A 19,170-nucleotide genomic window follows, 5' to 3' on the forward strand; every position below is an offset into this window, starting at 1 on the left:
GGCGGTGACAACTCGCGCCGGGTTCGGGAAACCGGGAGGGGGCGGCTCCGGGGCGAGGTCCCCCAGAAACAAGAAAGGACCCCCCGCGCACCCGCCAGAGCCCACTTATCCTTGCTGCCTTCCGGCCCTGGGGAGGTTCGTAGGGTGACGCCGCACGAGGGGTCTGCCCCGAGTGTATCCGAACCGGGCACCCCCGCAACCCGGGACGGGCCGCCGTCCGGCCGCCGTCGGGACACGTTCCGAGCACCCCCGGAAAGCCTGTAGAGTTGTCCACGGAGGATTCGCCTAGTGGCCTAGGGCGCACGCTTGGAAAGCGTGTTGGTGGCAACGCCTCAGGGGTTCGAATCCCCTATCCTCCGCCACAGCCCACCAGGGCAGACGGAAGGCCCCGATCGCACAGCGGTCGGGGCCTTCGTCGTTGGTGGTCTCCGCCTCGGGGTCAGGTCGCCGAAGCCCTCCCGGTGGCTCCGCGCCGCGGCACTGCCGGGACCGGAAGGCGGGCTACTTCCCGACCGTGCTGGCGACCCAGTCGCCGTGCTTGGCCGCTTCGGTGAAGACCCACGGGCCCACGCAGGCCACGTTCTCGTCGTAGTCGCCGTCACGGCTGACCAAACCGACCAGCTCCCAGTCCCCCCTACTGCCGCGGATCACAGGGCTGCCGGAGTCGGTCGAGCAGACCTGCGCCTCATCGGTGGGGTGTTCGGAGCACAGGTCGCCGTCGAGCTCCGCGCACCGGTCGTCGGGCACGATCTCGGTGTCGAGCTGCTGCAGGATCTCCGGTTTGGGCTCCCAGCCGAGCTCATCGACCACACCCCAGCCGAGGGCGCGCACCGCCGCACCCGGCTCCGGCCGGTCCCCGGCGACGCGAACGGGCGCCTGATCGACCGGGGAGTCCAGCTTCAGCAGTGAGAGGTCCTTGCTTACGAGGAGAAACGAGTGGGGGTAGTCGGGGTCGTCGCTGACGTCCTGCGCCTCGTAGTCCGGGTGCTGGACCACCTTGGTCACCTCGCGTTCGCTGCCGCCCTCGCCGATGTCGTTGCTGCCCACCCGCACGGAGATACCCTCCGTCACCAGCAGGTCGGAGTCGGAGCAGTGGGCGGCGGTGAGCACCCACTGCTCATCGATCAGCGCCCCCCCGCAGTAGTGCAGGCCCTGGTCGTCGAACAGGGCGGTCACGAACGGATACTCCTCGGTGGCGTCGACCCCGCCGAGGACAGCGGAGGCGGGGGCGGCCAGCACCACCGCACCGAGCAGCGTTGCCAGTCCCGTCGCCCCCGCGGCTGCCGCCACGCGACCCCGGTTTCGTCCGTTCCCGTTCCCGCGAATACCGACCATGTCCGACCCATCCCTCAGGTTGCACCAGTGACCAAGCCATTGCTTTCTGTCACGCACAACCCTAGGAAGTCTGCCCTGTCCGGACATCGTCCGCGAGAGCCAACTCGCCCCCCTACAAAAGTCGGCCCCGCAACGCCTTTCGGCTTACGAAGGTCGGCCTGCGGGCGCGCCTCTCAGGCCTTTCGCGTCATCTCGGCTCCGGCCGCCGGCAAACCCCCTGAAACGGGCGGTGAAGGCTTCTCGGCGCCTTGGAGGATGGCCCGTCACAGGTACCTACGGGTACTCGACCGACGTCGCCGCGCAGACGGGTTCCGGCTCCCCCCACCGCCTTCCGCGAACGCCTCCGCACGGTGGTGGGCACCAGACCGCAGACCCGCCGCAAGGCCTTCCGGGGAAGTGGGGCAGCCGATTCCGGATAGGCGACACGGGGATTGACCGGCCTGGCGACCTGTGGACGGGTCAGGCCGATCTACGGCCGGGGGATGTTGCGCAGGTTGGATCGGGCGAGGTCGATCATCGACCCCACACCGCCCCGGAGCACGGTGCGCCCGGCCGACAGGGCGAACCCGGTGACCTGGTCCGCGGTGATCCGGGAGGGCATCGACAGCGCGTTGGGGTCGGTGACCACGTCCACCAGCACGGGCGCGTCCGCGTGCAGCGCCTGGTGCAGGGCCTCCCGCACGTCCTGCGGCTCCTCCACCCGGATCGCCCGCATCCCCATGGCCTCCGCGACCGCCGCGTAGTCCACCGGGGCGTGGTCGGTCTCGAAGGCGGGCATGCCGTCCACCATCATCTCCAGCCGGACCATGCCGAGCGAGGAGTTGTTGAAGACCACCGTGGTGATGGGCAGGTCGTGCTGCCGGACGGTGATGAGCTCGCCGAGGAGCATGCTCAGGCCGCCGTCACCGGACATGGAAACGATCTTGCGGTCCGGCGCGGCGTAGGCGGCCCCGATCGCGTGCGGCAGGGCGTTGGCCATGCTGCCGTGGGTGAAGGAGCCGATCACGCGGCGGCGGCCGTTCGGGGTGAGGTAGCGGGCGGCCCACACGTTGTTCATCCCGGTGTCGACGGTGAACACCGTGTCGTCCGGGGCCAGGGAGTCGAGGACGCTCGCCACGTACTCGGGGTGGATCGGGGCGTGGTGCTGGATGTTCTTCGTGTAGGCGTCGACGACCCGGGTCAGGGCGCGTTCGTGGCGGCGGAGCATGTCACGGAGGAAGGAGTCGTCGGTCTTCCTGCGCACCAGCGGCCGCAGGGCGCGCAGGGTCGCGGCGACGTCCCCCTGGACGCCGAGCCGGAGCGGGACGCGGCGGCCGAGGCGGCGCGGGTCGCGGTCCACCTGGACGACGTTCCTTCTCGGCAGGAAGTCGTCGTAGGGGAAGTCGCAGCCGAGCAGGACCGTGAGGTCGGCGTCCTGGAGCGCCTCGTAGCAGGCGCCGTAACCGAGCAGCCCGATCATGCCGACGTCGTGGGGGTTGTCGTACTGGATCCACTCCTTGCCGCGCAGGGTGTGCCCGACCGGTGCTTTGACCTGGTCCGCGAGGGTGACGACCTCCTCGTGCGCGCCGCGGACCCCGGCACCGCAGAACAGGGAGACCGTGTCGGCCTCGTTGATCCGGCGCGCGAGCTCGCGGACGTCGTCCTCGCTCGGCCAGGCGGTGGCCCGGCCCGCCGTCACGGGTGTGGTGTCGGCGGGGCCGCTGGCCGCGCGCCCGGCGACGTCCCCGGGCAGGACGAGTACGGCCACGCCGGGGGTGCCGAGGGCGTGCTGGACGGCGATCCGGGCCAGCCGGGGCATCTGGTCGGGGTGGGAGACCAGTTCGCGGAACTCGGTGACGTCACCGAAGAGCCGTTCGGGGTGGGTCTCCTGGAAGAAACCGGTCCCGATCTGGTGCGAGGGGATGTGCGAGGCCAGCGCGAGCACCGGGGCGCCGCTGCGCTGGGCGTCGTAGAGCCCCTGGACGAGGTGGGTGTTGCCGGGGCCGCAGGACCCGGCGCAGACGGCGAGCCCCCCGTCGACCTGGGCCTGTGCGGAGGCGGCGAAGGCGGCGGCCTCCTCGTTGCGGACGTGGACCCACTCGATGCCGTCGGTGGAGCGGACGGCGTCCACCACCGGGTTGAGGCTGTCCCCCACGACCCCGTAGACACGGGTGACACCCGCGGCGAGCAGTGTTCGTACGAGTTGTTCGGCGACGGTGTTCCTGGTCAAGACGGACCCTCCCGGGGCGCGGCGCGGCCGGGGGCCGGGTTCCCGCCCCCGGACAACGCTAGGAGCGTCCCGAGCGGATGTGCCGGACCGCCACGCTCCGGTCTTCCGGCGCCGGGACGGGGGTCGTCCGAACCCGGGTGGCGCACAGGGTTCATAGTCGTCTTTTTGATTATTGTTCGGTGGTAACCAGGAAAGGGGCGGGACATGAGGTTGGACGGGGACCTGCGCTACGTCGCGCTCGGGGACAGCCAGACCGAGGGGCTCGGGGACGGCGACGAGGAGTCCGGCTACCGGGGGTGGGCGGACCGGTTGGCGGAACGGCTGGCCGCCACCGGGGCACGGGTCGACTACGCCAACCTCGCGGTGCGCGGCCGCCTGGCCGAGCAGGTCCGTACGGAGCAGCTCGAGGACGCCCTGGAGCTGCGCCCGGACGTGGCGACGGTCTTCGCCGGGGTCAACGACCTCATCCGCCCCGGGTACGACGCCGGCGCGGTCGTCGGCCACCTGGAGACGATGTTCGCCGAACTCACCGGGGTCGGCGCGCGGGTGGCCACGCTGACCTTCCCCGACATCGCGAGGATCGCCCCGCTGGCCAGGCCCCTGGTTCCGCGCGTACTGGACTTCAACGCACGTGTGCGCGAGGCGGCGGAGCGGCACGGGGTGGCGGTGGCCGACACCGCCCTGCACGAGGTCGCCACGGACCGTCGCCTCTGGCGGGGCGACCGGCTGCACTGCTCCCCCGAGGGCCACGAACGGATCGCCGGGGCGGTGGCGCACGCGCTCGGCATCCCCGGCAGCGACGACTCCTGGGCGGACCCGCTGCCGCCGCTGCCCGCGCCCGGGGTCCTGCGGACCGTCGCGGCTGAGGTCCGATGGCTGGGTTCGTTCCTCGGCCCCTGGGTGGTGCGCCGGGTCCGGGGCCGGTCCTCCGGTGACGGCCGGACCGCCAAGCGCCCCGCGCCCCTTCCGGTGGTCCTCTGCGGCGAAGGGTCCTGAACCGTTCCCGGCCGATCACTGCCCCCTCCGGGGCTCAGTGAGGCCCCGGGGCCCGCCCGCGCGGGGTTTACCGGAACCCCCGTGCGCTTCATTGTGCAACTTGTTGCATAATGAAGGCGGCCGGCAGGACACCGGCCGCGAGGCACCCCGCGAGGAGACGTCATGAGCGAGTACCCCCACCTTCTGGAACCCCTGGACCTGGGCTTCACCACCCTCAGCAACCGCGTGATCATGGGCTCCATGCACGTCGGCCTCGAAGAGGCGCCCAACGGGTTCGAGAGGATGGCCGCCTTCTACGCCGAGCGCGCCCGCGGCGGCGTCGGCCTCATCGTCACCGGCGGCATCGCCCCCAACCCCGAGGGCGCCACCCACGGCGGCAGCGCCAAGCTCACCAGCGAGGAGGAGGCCGCCGAGCACCGGGTCGTCACCGGGGCCGTGCACCGCGAGGGCGGCAGGATCGCCATGCAGATCCTGCACACCGGCCGCTACGCCTTCAGCGAGGAGTCCGTCTCCGCCAGCGCCCTCCAGGCGCCGATCAGCCCCTTCGTGCCGCACGCGCTCACCGAGGAGGAGATCGAGCGCACCATCGAGGACTTCGCCCGCTGCGCCGAACTCGCCCGCAGCGCCGGGTACGACGGCGTCGAGATCATGGGCTCCGAGGGCTACCTCATCAACCAGTTCATCGCGCCCGCCACCAACCGGCGCGAGGACCGCTGGGGCGGTTCCTTCGACAACCGCGTCCGCCTCCCCCTGGAGATCATCCGCCGCGTCCGCGAGCGCGTCGGCGAGGACTTCATCCTCATCTACCGGCTCTCCATGCTCGACCTGGTGCCCGACGGCTCCACCTACGACGAGGTCGTCGAACTCGGCAAGCGGGTCGAGACGGCCGGAGCCGACATCATCAACACCGGTATCGGCTGGCACGAGGCCCGCGTCCCCACCATCGCCACCTCCGTGCCGCGCGGCGCCTACACCTGGATCACCCAGCGCCTCAAGAAGGAGCTGACGGTCCCCCTGGTCGCGGTCAACCGCATCAACACCCCCGAGATCGCCGAACAGATCATCGCCGAGGGCAGGGCCGACATGGTCTCCCTCGCCCGCCCGATGCTCGCCGACGCCGAGTTCGTCGCCAAGGCCGCGCAGGGGCGGTCGGAGGAGATCAACACCTGCATCGGCTGCAACCAGGCCTGCCTGGACCACACGTTCAGCCTCAAGATCACCTCCTGCCTGGTCAACCCGCGCGCCTGCCACGAGACCGAACTGGTCCTGTCCCCCACCCGGACCCGCCGGAACGTGGCCGTGGTCGGCGCCGGCCCCGCCGGGCTCGCCTTCTCCGTCTCGGCGGCCCAGGTCGGCCACAGCGTCACCCTCTTCGACTCCGCCGACGCGGTCGGCGGCCAGCTCAACATGGCCCGCCGGGTGCCCGGCAAGGAGGAGTTCAACGAGACCCTCCGCTACTACCGGGTCCAGCTCGCCAAGCACGGTGTCGACGTCCGCCTGAACACCACGGTCTCCGCGGCCGACCTCGACGGCTACGACGAGGTCGTCATCGCCACCGGGGTCACCCCGCGCACCCCCGACATCCCGGGCGTCGACCACCCCAGCGTGGTCAGCTACGTGGACGTGCTGCGCGGCGGCGCCGCGGTCGGCGAGAAGGTCGCGGTCATCGGTGCGGGCGGCATCGGCTTCGACGTGGCCGAGTTCCTCACCGACGGCGGCGAGGGCGCCAGCCAGGACCCCGAAGAGTTCTTCCGGCAGTGGGGCGTGGACACCGACTACAGGGAGCGCGGCGGCCTCGGCGCCCCCGAGCGCACCGCACCGCCCCGCTCGGTCCACCTGCTCCAGCGCAAGACCAGCAAGGTCGGCAAGGGGCTGGGCAAGACCACCGGGTGGATCCACCGGCTGGAGCTGCGCCACCGCGGCGTGGAGATGGTCGCTGGCGCCGACTACCGCCGGATCGACGACGAGGGCCTGCACCTGACCGTGGACGGCGAGGAGCGCCTGCTCGACGTCGACACCGTGGTGGTCTGCGCCGGCCAGGACCCGCGCCGCGAACTGGCCGACGAGCTCACCGCCGCCGGACGCACCGTCCACCTGATCGGCGGCGCCGACGTGGCTGCGGAACTGGACGCCAAGCGCGCCATCAAGCAGGGCACCGAACTCGCCGCCGCCCTGTGACCACCCCGCCTAGAATGCGCTCATGTCCCTGCCCCACGCGATCCTGACCGCCCTGCTGGAGAAGCCCTCCTCCGGACTGGAACTGACCAGGCGGTTCGACCGCTCCATCGGTTACTTCTGGTCCGCCACCCACCAGCAGATCTATCGCGAGCTGGGCAAGTTGGAGAAGGCCGGGCTCATCCGGGCCCTGCCCGCCGACTCGCCCACCCGGGGCCAGCGCAAGGAGTACGAGGTGCTGCCCTCGGGGCGGGCGGAGCTGGAGCGCTGGGTCGAGGGACGGGACGAGCCCCGCGACCCCCGCGACCCCCTGTTGCTGCGCCTGCGCGCGACCGGGGTCGTGGGGGTCGGTGACGGCCTGATCTCCGAACTGCGCCGCCACCGTGAACTGCACGCCGCCCGCCTGGCGGAGTACCGGGAGTTCCAGCAGCGCGACGCGGCCCGCGGGCACGGGACGGAACGGGACCGCGTCCACGGCCTGGTGCTCCAGGGCGGCATCGACCTCGAACTCTTCTGGGTGAACTGGCTCGACAAGGCCATCGACGGCCTCGACCGCCCCGAACCGGCCGAGCAGGCCTGCGGACCCACCACCTGAGGTCCGGCCCGGCGTACCGCCTTCCGGGGCCCGGCGCGCCGCCCGCGGCAGGGTCCCGGCGCACGAAAAAGCCGCCCCCGGCGACTGCCGGGGGCGGCTGATGCGGTGGATGAGGGATTTGAACCCTCGAAGGGTTGCCCCTTACCCGCTTTCGAGGCGGGCGCCATCGGCCACTAGGCGAATCCACCGAGAGAAACTCTACCGGATACGGCGCCGTGCGAAAAACCGAACCAGCAGATCCGAGCACCTCGCGGCGACGTCCTCGCTGATCAGATCCGGTGGAACGACTTCGGGACGGTGGTTCTGCCGGGGGTCGCGGACCAGGTCCCACATCGAACCCACCGCTCCGGCCTTGGCGTCGCGCGCCCCGTACACCAGGCGGTCGACCCGGGAGAGCACCACGGCCCCCGCACACATCACACAGGGCTCCAGAGTGACCACCAGGGTGCAACCGGACAGGCGCCACTGTCCGTGCGTTCCCGCGGCCGCGCGCAGCGCCAGCACCTCGGCGTGTCCGGTCGGGTCCCCGGTCGCCTCGCGTTCATTGCGGCCACGGCCCAGGAGCGTCCCGTCCGGGCCCAGCACCACGGCACCGACCGGCACGTCACCGGTCTCGGGGGCGAGCTCGGCTTCGGCCAGGGCGGCGAGCATCGCGTCGTCGAGCGCGTCCCGGTCGAGTTCGGGCAGGCCCCCCACCCGTTCACAGCCTCATCGAGTCGAGGAGGTCGGCGAATCCCGAGCGTTCGGCGACCACCGCGAGGACGTCGCTGGGCAGCACACCGCCGCCCACGGACAGTGAGGCGAGCTCATCCTCGGTCACTCCGAGGTCGGTGAGCAGGTCACCGTCCCCGTCCGGCCTGGGGTCGGGCCGGGCGCCCGCGCTCTCGGCGGGCTGCGGGGCGCCCAGCCCCCCGGCCTCGGAGAGCACCTCGGCCAACGGGTGGTCGTGCACGACCCGGCCGTCGGAGAGGTAGACCTTCGGGTCGGTGCCCGACTCGTCCACCCGGACGACGGCGAACCACTCGTCGTCCGCCTCGACGAGCAGAAGGGTCAGATCGGTGGCCCATTCCGTGGCGAAGTCCAGCATGAGATCGGTGACGTCGTCGATGGCGTCCACGTCACCGAGATCGACCTCACTTCCCCGCCAGGTCTTCCCGTTCGGAGCGAAGACGGCTGCGAACGTCGACACCGCGTGCCCTCCTGTCTCTCCAGGTCGTTTTCCAGGCGATCCCTACCCCATCACGTCCAGGACACGCTGGAAGGACTGGGCGAATCCCAACCGCTCCGCCACGCTGGCCAGCACCTCGTCCGGGTACAGGTCCAGGTCGCCGGCGAGGGCGCCCAGCTCCATCTCGTCCAGACCCAGGTCCGCGACCACGGACAGGTCCCCCGCGGGCAGGACCTGGTCGAGGTCGTCATCGTCGGGAAGGTCGATGTCCAGGTAGTCCAGGACGTCCCTGGCGACCTGCCAGTCGACCGACGCGGTCACGTCGGACAGGAAGAGGGAGACCTCGCCGCCGTACACCCGGACGATGATGAAGAAGTCGTCGCCGACCGACACCAGGCCGAGGGAACCGCTGATGCTCGGCTGTTGGCGCAGGGCGTGGATGAGCCCTTTGAGGTCGTGCGTCAGCGCGACGGGGAGGAGATCGACATCCCAGTACTCCTCTTCCCTGTACGCGACGGCCGCGAAGTCACCCGAGTCGTCGTCACCATGATCGAGCACTGTCATCGTCACCCCAACCCGGACGGTGTTTCGGTGCGGACGAGAGGAGCCCGGCTCGTCCGTGCGAGTGTCATGGTAACGATCACTCCCACCTCGCCGTAGCCCCTCGTCCACCGTGGAACGGACCCAACGTTCTCACGACAGGCGCCTCTCCCGCGCCCCCGTGGCCGATCCCGTTCCCGGCGGCCCCCGGTCAGGGGCGCCCGAAGCGGTACGGGCGGAGGCGGCGAGGCGCCTCGGCGCCCTGGTCCGGGTGATACGCGCGGTTAGACTCGGGCTGGCCCCTCGCCCCCTCAACCGCCATGTTGCCCCAGTTCACCCGGAGAACGTTTTGGAAACCCTGGTCGTCGACCACCCCTTGGTCGCGCACAAACTGACCACCCTGCGCGACGTGCGGACCGACTCACCCACCTTCCGGCGGTTGACCGACGAGCTGGTCACCCTGCTCGCCTACGAGGCGACGCGGGACGTCCGCGTGACAGAGGTCACCATCAAGACCCCGCTCGTGGAGACCACCGGCACCCAGCTGAGGCGCCCCACCCCGCTCGTCGTCCCGATCCTGCGCGCCGGCCTGGGCATGCTCGACGGCATGACCCGCCTGCTGCCCACCGCGGAGGTCGGCTTCCTCGGCATGGCGCGCGACGAGGAGACGCTCCAGCCCGCCACCTACGCCGACCGCCTCCCGCAGGACCTGTCCGGCCGCCAGTGCTACGTGCTGGACCCGATGCTGGCCACCGGCGGCACCCTGGCCGCGGCGCTGAAGCTCCTCGTCGAGCGCGGCGCCGACCACATCACCGCGATCTGCCTGCTGGTGGCGCCCGAGGGCCTGGTCGCCGTGGAGCAGAAGCTGACCGAGAACCTGCCCGAGAACCACGGGGCCACGCTGCGCGTCGTGACCGCCGCGGTGGACGAGCGCCTGAACGAGAACGGCTTCATCCTCCCGGGCCTGGGCGACGCGGGCGACCGGCTGTACGGCTGCGCCTGACCCCGATCCCCGCGACAGCGAGCGTCCGCGCCCAACCAGATCACCGGTTGGGCGCTTTTTCGGCTCTTTTCGGCTTGGGATGAATGAACGCCCGAAAATCGGGCACTGGTCCCAGCGTGCCCGGGTGTACCCCCAGGTCGAGCCCGCTCGCCCGGCTTCGGGCGACACGTTATTGCATTAGCCGAATTCATTTCGAGATTGGAACGTAACAGATTAGAGTGATCATGGTTCCTGACCACCCGTAACCGGGTGCACCCGCTAGACCGAAACCACCCCACAAGGGGCTCAGCCCACTGATACCCGAACGTCGCCGCCCGTTTCCGGCGCGGCGCTCCGGCAACCCTCCAGTGGCTACATAAAGACCCCGAGTGCACACGCGCCGTGCTGTTCCGCCCTCGCAGCCCTAAGGAGTGAGATGCCCGAGAACCCCTCCCCCTCGACAACCCAGGCCAACCGCGACCCCCACTTCAGTCCAGTCATCAGTCGCCTGTCCTCGGAGTTCTCCGGCGTGCACCACTCCGCCACCGTCTCCCGCTGCGTGGACGCGGCCAGACACGGCGCCCAGGACGTGACCGGTCGGGCCACCCCCGACCTCGTGGAGCGGATCGCCCGCCAGCACCTCCAGGTCCTGGCCCTGGCCTTCGCCGAACAGCACTGAGGGCCCGCACTCGCTCCGGGCGGGTTTCGGGCCTGCATTTCCTCCCGCTTCGGAACGCAAAGAACTGGCTTGCCCACTGTCTCCCGTCCCGAATCGACGCTCCTCCCGTCGGAACCCGGCAGCCGCCTCCAGCCCGGCCGCACCGGACCAGAGCGCTCCCCCTTCTCCCTTCCACCCCTCTGACCTGCACCTGAAAGGCACCCCTTTTCCGGACCACCATTCACGGGGTCACCAACACCACCGGAACCGGACACAGCCCGCAAGAGCCGAACGTCCGACATACCGCCACGCCGAGGGTGCGCCCCAGGCTTTACGGGCATGATGGTCGATGGAACAATCACTGCTGGGTTGGTGGGTCAGGTGGATTCCAAGGGGAGTCAGTCGTGGCGAAGTTGAAGAAATGGGGCGGTTACGCGCTCATAGGTTTCGTGGCTTTTTATCTGCTCACGCAACCAGAAAGCGCGGCCGGCGTGATCCAGAGCGGACTGGATCTCCTGGTGGGCGGCGCTGAGTCGATGTCCCGGTTCGTCAACACGCTGCTGTCGTAGCCGGATGGATCGGATGTCATGAAGCTCGTCGCCTCGAGCAATGCGGCTCCAGCGTCAGTCAACCGCTATCTCCTGCCCCATGAGCAGGACGTCGTGACCATCCGTCGGCACCCAGCGGTCCTGATCGGCCCGGTGGGCGCGGTCCTGGCGGCCCTGGTGTTCGCGGCGATCCTGAGCAGGACCATGGGCGCCGACAGCACCGCGACCCTGGCCGTCATCTGGTGGCTCTGGCTGCTCGTGCTGGTGTGGTTCGTGTGGCGGGTCGCCGAGTGGTCGGTCGACTACTTCGTCATCACGTCGGCACGACTGCTGCTCACCACGGGACTGATCACCCGGCAGGTGAACATGATGCCGCTGGGCAAGGTCACCGACATGCGGTTCGAACGAACCCTGGTCGGCCGTTTCCTGGGCTACGGAACCTTCGTGATGGAGTCCGCCGGTCAGGACCAGGCCCTCAGCCGGATCGCCTTCATCCCCTACCCCGAGCAGCTCTATCTCGAGGTCGTGGGACTGATCTTCAAGGAGTAGCCGGGCCGGACCGTCGGCCCCGAGCACTCAGGGAGCACCCGCCCAGGTGGCGGGTGCTTCTTCGCGTTCGGGGCAGCAGTGGTTCCCGACCCGTTCACCTTCCGTTCACTTTTGAGGCCGGAGGGCCCGCGAGTCCCAGCCCAGCCACGTCGGCAAACAGCACCGGATTGACTCGAAGGTGAACATAGGGTTAACTTAGCTCATCTGATGAGGAAACGAGGAGGGCTTCATGGCACGCAGCACCGAACCCGGGCCGCACCTCACTCGCTCCGTGACCACCCCTCGGCGCACCCGGTCCGCCGCCACGAGCCGCCGACTGGCCGGCCTGGCCCCGGAACCCGCGCTGGTCCCGAAGCCGCGCGAGGACGCCGACACGACCACTTCGGAGCACCCGATCATGCACTGGGTCCTGGTCACCGACGACAACGGACGCACCCGACCCGAGGCGCGCTGGCTCTAGCCCCAGCCCCCACCGGACGCGACACGAAGGGCCGCCCGCAACACGCGGGCGGCCCTTCGCCATGCCCGGCGAAGGGCTCTCCCTGTCACTTTCCGAAGCTGCTTCATCGCTATGTCGACAAATCGGCAAGGCAATAAATGCTGTTTCGGATGTCCGCATAAGGGCCAGACAGCGGGAACTCCGAGTGACACCCGTCTCACTCCGGCACTGTTGACGCCCAATAAAACGAGACGTATCGTCTCATTCATGAGGCTCTACTTCTTCCTGTAACCCCGCGCCGGACGCCCGCGTTCCGAGCAGCCCCACCGCGACCGCGGTTCCGGGCGGCTCCGTCGGCGTCAGCACACCGCGGTCGTGTACGGACAGCCTCGTACCCCCCTGTTTCGGTCCTTGTCATAGCTGTGTTCGCACATCCGAAACCCCAGGGCTCTCCCGGTCGATCCGCGGCACCGAAAAGAACCGGTACCACACGGACCAGGAGAACCCCATGCTCGGTACACGACTCCGACACCGATCCCAACTCGCCCTCAGCGAGATCAGCAAAAGGTACGGGGACCACACGGTCCTCGACCGTGTCAGCCTCACCGTCAGCCCGGGCGAACGCGTCGGCGTGATCGGGGACAACGGGTCCGGCAAGAGCACCCTCCTGCGCCTGCTCGCGGGCGAGGAGGAAGCCGACAACGGAGAGCTCACCGTTCGGACCGCCGACGGTGTCGGCTATCTGCCCCAGACCCTGGAGGGGGTGTCCGGCGGGGTGCCGGACGGAACCGTCGGCGACGCGATCGACGCCGCGCTCCGGGACCTGCGCGAGCTGGAGTCCCGGATCCACTCGGCCGAGGCCCGCCTCGGCTCCGCCCCGCCGGAGGAACTGGACTCCTACGGCGACCTCCTCGCCGAGTTCGAGGCGCACGGCGGCTACGGCGTCGACGCGCGCGTCGACGCCGGACTGTACGGCCTGGGCCTGCCGGGCCTGGACCGGGGCCGGCCGCTGCGCACCCTGTCCGGCGGGGAGCGTTCGAGGCTGGCGCTGGCCGCGATGCTGGCCGCGTCACCCGAACTCCTGCTGCTGGACGAGCCCACCAACGACCTGGACGACCGGGCGGTCGCCTGGTTGGAGGACCGGCTCCGGCGGCACCGGGGCACCGTCGTCGCCGTCACCCACGACCGGGCCCTCCTGGCCGGGGTGACCGACACGGTGCTGGAGGTGGACGCGGACACGCACCGGATCACGCGCCACGGCAACGGGTACGACGGCTTCCTCGCCGCCAGGGCCGCGGCCCGAGCCCGCTGGGTTCGTGAGTACGAGGAGTGGAAACAGGAACTGGCCAGACAGCGGAGGCTGGCCGACAACCACATCGCCGCGCTGCGGGCGATTCCGCGCAAGATGGAGAAGGCCGCCTTCGGGCACGGCGCGTTCCGGATGCGCGGTGCCGCCCACGGTGCCATGGGCCGGATCCGCAACGCCAAGGAGAGGGTGGAACGACTCACCGAGAACCCGGTGGCGCCGCCGCCGGTACCGCTCCGGATGGCCGGCGAGTTCACCGGTCCCCGCACTGAGGAGGAGTCCCCGGAGGCGTCCGCCCCGATCGCCGAACTGGAGCGGGTCCGCGTCGACCACAGGCTGGACATCGGTGCCCTGTCCCTGGCGCCCGGTGAACAGGTGCTGATCACCGGACCGAACGGAGCCGGGAAGACCACCCTGGTCCGGGTCCTGTCCGGGGAGCTGGCCCCGGACACCGGCCGGGTCGCCCTACCGGACCGGATCGGCCTGCTGCGCCAGGAGGACGCCCGGATCGCCCCGGGGCGGACCGTACTCCGGGCCTACGCGGCCGGAAGGCCGGGGGACCCGGAGGAGTACCGGGAGGAACTGGCCTCGCTCGGCCTGTTCCGGCCCGGAGAACTCGACCAGGAGGTGGGCTCGCTGTCCGTGGGCCAGCGCCGCCGGATCGAGGTGGCCCGGCTGACCTCGGGCGCACACGACCTGCTGCTGTTGGACGAACCGACCAACCACCTCTCCCCCGGGCTTGTGGAGGAACTGGAGGAGGCGCTGGCCGGGTACACGGGCGCCCTGGTCCTGGTGACGCACGACCGGCTGATGCGCGAGCGCTTCCGCGGCCGCCGCCTCGAACTGCACGACGGAGCCCTGATCGGCGACTCCGGCCGCGCGTGAAGTCGACGTATCGCTTTGTCGACATTTTGGTTCGCACATAAGTCGACTTATGGATTGACCGATACAACGGGGCGTGACCATGCTGGTCACGCCCCGTACTCATGGGCCGCGGTTCACCGGACCCCGTTCACCGGGGCGCCCCGCTGGACCGGCCCGGGCCCGCGGCGGTGCGCCCCAGGGCGAGCGCAACGACCCCGGCCAGCAGCGAGACCGCGGCCAGAACCCAGAATCCGGCATGGGTGCCGGCCGCCGCGGCCGTCGGCGCGGAATCACCGTTATCCAGGCCGACCGCCGCTGCGGCGGCCGAGACCGGGGCGACGACCGCCAGCCCGACCCCGGCTCCGGACTCGTTGAAGGTGTTGAGCAGCCCCGAACCGACCCCGGCGTGCGTGACCGGGATCGGGGCCGAACCGAAGGTGTACAGCGGCACGAACATCGTCGGCAGACCCAGCCCGAACACCGCCAGCGCGGCGATCACCACGGCGGCCCCACCGGTTCCCGAAGCGGTCCCGGCGAGGATCACCGCGATCGAGGCCGCCTGAACGAGGACCCCGGCCAGGTGGACCCGGGTCATCCCGATCCGAGCCGCGAGGCCGGGGACCGCGAACGCCGAGACGAGAGACCCCAGACAGAGCGGCAACAGCGCGAACCCGGTCTCCAGCGGGGACATCCGGTGGACCGCCTGGAGGTGGTTGCTGGACAGGTACAGCGCTCCCAGCATGAGCGTCGCGGCCAGCAGCAGACCGAGCCCGGCCCAGGCGTAGGCCGGGGTGCGCAGGAGGAACACCGGCAGCAGCGGGTCCGCACTGCGGTCCTGGTGTCGGAGCAGCAGGGTGAGGAGCACGGCGGAGGAGGCGAGCGCGGCCCACGGCCACGGTCGGCTCAGGCCCTCCTGGAGTTCGATGAGCCCGAAGCACAGCATCCCGGTCCCGAGCGTGGCGGCGGCCGCCGCGGGCAGGCGCAGCCTGGTCCCCGCCGCCCCGGGCATCGGAGCGAGCCAGGTGAACGAGGCGGCGACCACCGCGACGACCACGGGGATGTTCACCAGGAACGCCCACCGCCAGGACAGGTACTCGACGACGACCCCGCCCAGGACCACACCGAGCACCGCGCCGATGACGCCCAGACCGCTCCACACCGCCAGGGCCGTGTTGAGCTGGGCCGGCACACGGCCGTAGACGGAGACGATGACGGAGAGCGCCGAGGCCGAGAGCACCGCGGCCCCGGCCCCCTGGCAGAGGCGGGCCGCGACGAGAACGGCTTCCGTGGCGGCGACTCCACAGACCAGCGAGGCCGCACCGAACAGGACGAGTCCGAGGAGCAGTGCCCTGCGCCGCCCGAGGGCGTCGGCCAGACGACCGCCGAACAACAGCAGCGCGCCGTAGGTGAGGAGGTAACCGCTGATCGTCCACTGCAGGGCGGTGGTCCCGGCCCGGAGGTCGCGGCCGATCGACGGGAGCGCGACGTTGACGATCGTCGAGTCGAGCATGACGAGCATCTGCGCGATGCCGACGATCGCCAGGGCTGACCAGGAGGCTCTGGCCGTCACCGGGTCGGGCGGGAGCGGTGCGGCTTGCGAAGGGGTTCTGTCGGTCATCGTGCGGACCTTTCCCGACGGGGGCGAAGCGTGATTTATATGCTCGCGCATATTGTTTCGACCGACAGAGTACATGCCCGGGCATACAATAGGGGCGGGAGAGAGGAGAACCAGTGACTGCACCCCGCGCAACCGAGGCGGCGGCCCACCGCGCCCTCGAAGCCTGGCTCGGCATCGCCCGCCCCGTCGAGGCGGTCAGCGCCCGCGTCGAGGCCAAACTCGGCGAACAGCACTCCCTCTGCCTGAGCGCCTACGAGATCATGGCCCACCTGATCGGGCACCCCGGCTGGACACCCCTGTCAGAGGTGTGCCGGGCGGTCGGCCGCTCACAGCCCCGCATCTCCCGCCTGGTCACCCAGATGCAGGACCAGGGACTGGTCGACCGCGAACGCGTGGCCGGTGACGGCCGCGCCTTCCAGCTCAGGCTCACCGACGAGGGACACCGCGTCCACTCCCGGGCCTCGACCACCCTCGCCCGGACCCTGGAGGAGGCGACCCGCGAACACCCACCGCTCGCAGAGCTCCTCCCCCGTCCCGCGACCGGGCCCGACGCCGTGTCGACGAATCAACCTGGCGCCATGTCGACGAATCGGCTGTAGTGGCCCTGGAAGGCGACGGTCACGTCGGCGGTCGGGCCGTTACGGTGCTTGGCCACGATGATGTCGGCCTCGCCCGCGCGCGGGGACTCCTTGTCGTGCACGTCCTCGCGGTAGAGCAGGATGACCATGTCCGCGTCCTGCTCGATACTGCCCGACTCGCGAAGATCCGACACCTGTGGGCGTTTGTCAGTGCGCTGTTCCGGGCCACGGTTGAGCTGGGACAGCGCCACCACGGGCACCTCCAACTCCTTGGCCAACAGCTTCAGCGAACGCGACATCTCCGAGACCTCCTGCTGACGGCTCTCCACCCGGCCGGGCGAGCTCATCAGCTGGAGGTAGTCGACGATCACCAGCTTGAGGTCGTGCTGCTGCTTGAGGCGGCGGCACTTGGCCCGGATCTCCATCATCGACATGTTCGGGGAGTCGTCGATGAACAGGGGCGCACTGGCCACCTCACCCATCCGTCTGGCCAGCCGCGCCCAGTCCTCGTCGGTCATCAGGCCCGAACGCATGGTGTGCAGCGGCACCCGCGCCTCCGCCGAGAGCAGGCGCATGACGATCTCGTTGCGCCCCATCTCCAGGCTGAAGAAAACGGACGTCATCTCGTTCTTGATGGACGCGGCACGCGCGAAGTCCAGGGCCAACGTGGAGTTGTGGGTGGGCACCATCGACCGCGTGGCGAGGAAGAGGTGATCCGGGTGATCGACCTGGACACACCGCACAGGAACACTGTCGACCAGGCGCACGTCGGTGATGAACCTCGACCCGGTTCGCGCGTGGGAACGCCCCTCGGATCGTTCACGGTGCGCAGCCTTCTTGCGTTCGATCCCGAAGACCTCCCGCTCGGATCCGAAGGTCATCGTGTAACAGGTGGAGCTCTCCTCGGTCCGCCCCTCGACCCTCTTGGTCGACAGACCGGTGCGGTACCCCAGGCTGTGCGCGAGCTCCCGGAAATCCATCGCCAGGCGCTTGTTGGTGACGGCGAACTGCACGGACCCGCTCGTGTTGACGGTTCCGTCGCTGTCCAGAAGACCGGCGAGAAGTGCTCGCCGCTGAGCGACCGAGGATCGCAGATAGTCGGTGGGGATGTGTTTGTTTCCCAGGACACCCAGGGTCCGCAGCAGCGCCTGGACGCTCCCATGATCATCGGTGCACTGACGACACCGGGATCTGGAGAAACGGGGTCGACCGCAGTCGGGGCAACTGGTGTGCGGAACCGGCTCGGACATGAAACGGGCCTTGCTTCCGCAGGACTGCCCGCAAGTACGTACATGCGGCAGTTTCGGAGTGAAACCGGCCCCGCAGACGACGCAGGTCTTCTCTGCGGTCTCGGTCTCCTCGGTCGGGAGGAAGACGCCGTAGGCCCCCTTCGTCCGGCCGACCGGTTTGGTCACCAGCCCTTCTGCCTCGATGTTCCCGAGGACCTCCAGGTCGTTGGTGGTGATCCGTGCTGCTTGAGAGGCACCATCGCCCAGCCACATACCCAGGAAATAGGGCGGCAGAAGCAGTTCCCGTTCAGGCAGATCCAGAGGTCCGGTGTTGTTCACCGAGTGGTTCAGCCTACGGTCAGCGGTCTTCAGGCGCACTGTGCGAGCGATCTCCGCCGTGGTTCGGACACCTGGCAGAACCTTGGGGGCGGTTCCCCCGGCCCGTGCCTCCTGCGCCGCTCGACGTGTGGCCCGCGTGTCGGTCAGCCACTGGTGTTGGGCGTCCGCGACCACCACGGTGCCGTCGTCGAACGTGACCTCGTAGCAGGGCCGGTCCCGCATCACGTCCGTCGCAGCGACAACACGGGTGGGACTGCCGTCGGCTGCGATGAGCTCGTCGCCGACCCGGACCTCACCCATCGTGGTCCACCCACCCGGGGTCGGCAGAGGCGTGTCCAGGGCCAAGGCCTTTCCCACGGCCGGCCTGGCGGCGATGATGACCATCTGCCCGGGGTGCAGGCCGTTGGTGAGGGCGTCGAAGTCGGCGAAGCCGGTGGGGACACCGGTCATGCTGCCGTCGTTGGCGCCGATGGCCTCGATCTCGTCCAGGGCGCCCGGCATGATGTCGCCGAGGACCACGTAGTCCTCGCCCGTGCGCTTCTCCGCGACCCGGTAGATCTCGGCCTGGGCGTGGTCGACGAGGTCGTCGACCTCTCCGTCCCCCGCGTAGCCGATCTGCGCGATCCGCGTGCCGACCTCGACCAGGCGGCGCAGGACGGCGCGGTCCGAGACGATCTTGGCGTAGTAGCCCGCGTTGGCCGCGGTGGGGATCGCCTCGGTGAGGGTGTGCAGGTACGGCGCCCCGCCGACCCGGGTGGCCTCGCCGCGCTTGGTCAGCTCCGCGTTGACGGAGATGGCGTCGACGGGTTCGCCCCGGGAGAAGAGGTCGACCACGCTGTCGTAGATGATCTGGTGCGCGGGCCGGTAGAAGTCCGCTGAGCGGATGATCTCGACGACCTGGGTGATGGCGTCCTTGGACAGCAGCATGCCGCCGAGGACGCTCTGCTCGGCCTGGATGTCATGGGGTGGGGTGCGCTCGTATCCGCCTTCTTCAGGTGGTTGCCCAGCGACGCTCACGAACTTCTCCCCACACCGGCCGCGT

17 protein-coding genes, 2 tRNA genes and 1 other RNA gene are annotated in these 19,170 nt (G+C 70.0%); 11 read left to right on the forward strand and 9 right to left on the reverse strand.

Translation table 11 applies throughout. The features are described from left to right. Positions 1–71: 71 nt before the first annotated feature. Positions 72–167, reverse strand: an RNA gene (ffs, locus tag IE195_RS03820) — signal recognition particle sRNA small type. A gap of 107 nt (positions 168–274) precedes the next feature. Here ffs and IE195_RS03825 point away from each other — a divergent pair. Beyond that, a tRNA-Ser gene (locus tag IE195_RS03825) sits at positions 275–362 on the forward strand. A 139-nt stretch (positions 363–501) separates the two neighbouring features. Here IE195_RS03825 and IE195_RS03830 read toward each other — a convergent pair. Further along, a complete protein-coding gene (locus IE195_RS03830) occupies positions 502–1,290 on the reverse strand; it encodes a S1 family peptidase (protein WP_229826065.1) in 789 nt (262 codons plus the stop codon). Positions 1,291–1,804: 514 nt separating this feature from the next. Further along, a complete protein-coding gene (locus IE195_RS03835; protein WP_191267938.1) occupies positions 1,805–3,544 on the reverse strand; it encodes a pyruvate dehydrogenase in 1,740 nt (579 codons plus the stop codon). Between the two features lie 204 nt (positions 3,545–3,748). Here IE195_RS03835 and IE195_RS03840 point away from each other — a divergent pair, with 204 nt between their 5' ends. From IE195_RS03840 to IE195_RS03850, 3 genes are all read left to right on the forward strand, one after another. Continuing rightward, positions 3,749–4,540, forward strand: coding sequence for an SGNH/GDSL hydrolase family protein (locus tag IE195_RS03840; RefSeq protein WP_191267939.1), 792 nt, complete (start codon positions 3,749–3,751; stop codon positions 4,538–4,540). A 162-nt stretch (positions 4,541–4,702) separates the two neighbouring features. Then, positions 4,703–6,718, forward strand: coding sequence for an NADPH-dependent 2,4-dienoyl-CoA reductase (locus IE195_RS03845; RefSeq protein WP_191267940.1), 2,016 nt, complete (start codon positions 4,703–4,705; stop codon positions 6,716–6,718). Between the two features lie 22 nt (positions 6,719–6,740). Then, a complete protein-coding gene (locus IE195_RS03850; RefSeq protein WP_191267941.1) occupies positions 6,741–7,310 on the forward strand; it encodes a PadR family transcriptional regulator in 570 nt (189 codons plus the stop codon). 103 nt (positions 7,311–7,413) lie between these two features. On the opposite strand, the gene IE195_RS03855 is transcribed toward IE195_RS03850, so the two are convergent. The 4 genes from IE195_RS03855 to IE195_RS03870 form a co-directional block, all read right to left on the reverse strand. Then, positions 7,414–7,498, reverse strand: a tRNA-Ser gene (locus IE195_RS03855). A 10-nt stretch (positions 7,499–7,508) separates the two neighbouring features. Beyond that, positions 7,509–7,961, reverse strand: a complete 453-nt coding sequence (locus IE195_RS03860) for a nucleoside deaminase (protein WP_191268079.1) — start codon at positions 7,959–7,961, stop codon at positions 7,509–7,511. Between the two features lie 49 nt (positions 7,962–8,010). Then, positions 8,011–8,499: a tRNA adenosine deaminase-associated protein gene (locus IE195_RS03865; protein ID WP_191267942.1), complete on the reverse strand. Its 489-nt coding sequence runs from the start codon at positions 8,497–8,499 to the stop codon at positions 8,011–8,013. 42 nt (positions 8,500–8,541) lie between these two features. Next, positions 8,542–9,042 (reverse strand): tRNA adenosine deaminase-associated protein, encoded by a 501-nt coding sequence (locus tag IE195_RS03870; protein ID WP_191267943.1) that lies wholly within the window; start codon positions 9,040–9,042, stop codon positions 8,542–8,544. A 325-nt stretch (positions 9,043–9,367) separates the two neighbouring features. Here IE195_RS03870 and upp point away from each other — a divergent pair, with 325 nt between their 5' ends. The 6 genes from upp (at position 9,368) to abc-f (ending at position 14,385) form a co-directional block, all read left to right on the forward strand. Next, a complete protein-coding gene (upp, locus tag IE195_RS03875) occupies positions 9,368–10,021 on the forward strand; it encodes a uracil phosphoribosyltransferase (protein WP_191267944.1) in 654 nt (217 codons plus the stop codon). A 415-nt stretch (positions 10,022–10,436) separates the two neighbouring features. Further along, entirely contained in the window at positions 10,437–10,679 is a 243-nt protein-coding gene (locus IE195_RS03880; RefSeq protein ID WP_191267945.1) for a hypothetical protein, read from the forward strand. Positions 10,680–11,062: 383 nt separating this feature from the next. Continuing rightward, positions 11,063–11,227: a hypothetical protein gene (locus IE195_RS03885; RefSeq protein ID WP_017545737.1), complete on the forward strand. Its 165-nt coding sequence runs from the start codon at positions 11,063–11,065 to the stop codon at positions 11,225–11,227. Positions 11,228–11,245: 18 nt separating this feature from the next. Beyond that, entirely contained in the window at positions 11,246–11,755 is a 510-nt protein-coding gene (locus IE195_RS03890; protein ID WP_191267946.1) for a PH domain-containing protein, read from the forward strand. 229 nt (positions 11,756–11,984) lie between these two features. Beyond that, positions 11,985–12,215, forward strand: coding sequence for a hypothetical protein (locus IE195_RS03895; protein WP_191267947.1), 231 nt, complete (start codon positions 11,985–11,987; stop codon positions 12,213–12,215). Positions 12,216–12,702: 487 nt separating this feature from the next. Continuing rightward, positions 12,703–14,385, forward strand: a complete 1,683-nt coding sequence (abc-f, locus tag IE195_RS03900; protein WP_191267948.1) for a ribosomal protection-like ABC-F family protein — start codon at positions 12,703–12,705, stop codon at positions 14,383–14,385. A 127-nt stretch (positions 14,386–14,512) separates the two neighbouring features. Here abc-f and IE195_RS03905 read toward each other — a convergent pair whose 3' ends face one another. After that, positions 14,513–15,982 (reverse strand): MFS transporter, encoded by a 1,470-nt coding sequence (locus tag IE195_RS03905; RefSeq protein WP_191267949.1) that lies wholly within the window; start codon positions 15,980–15,982, stop codon positions 14,513–14,515. A gap of 113 nt (positions 15,983–16,095) precedes the next feature. Between IE195_RS03905 and IE195_RS03910 the strand changes: the two genes are divergently transcribed. Beyond that, a complete protein-coding gene (locus IE195_RS03910) occupies positions 16,096–16,581 on the forward strand; it encodes a MarR family winged helix-turn-helix transcriptional regulator (RefSeq protein WP_191267950.1) in 486 nt (161 codons plus the stop codon). Here the strand turns inward: IE195_RS03910 and dnaB are convergent. After that, positions 16,548–19,145 carry a replicative DNA helicase gene (dnaB, locus tag IE195_RS03915; protein WP_191267951.1) on the reverse strand — a complete coding sequence of 866 codons (2,598 nt, stop codon included), beginning with the start codon at positions 19,143–19,145 and terminating at the stop codon, positions 16,548–16,550. The two genes, IE195_RS03910 and dnaB, sit on opposite strands and share 34 nt — an antisense overlap. Between the last annotated feature and the right edge of the window lie 25 nt (positions 19,146–19,170).

Origin of the sequence: Nocardiopsis terrae (assembly GCF_014651695.1) — a bacterium.
GTDB lineage: Bacteria > Actinomycetota > Actinomycetes > Streptosporangiales > Streptosporangiaceae > Nocardiopsis > Nocardiopsis terrae.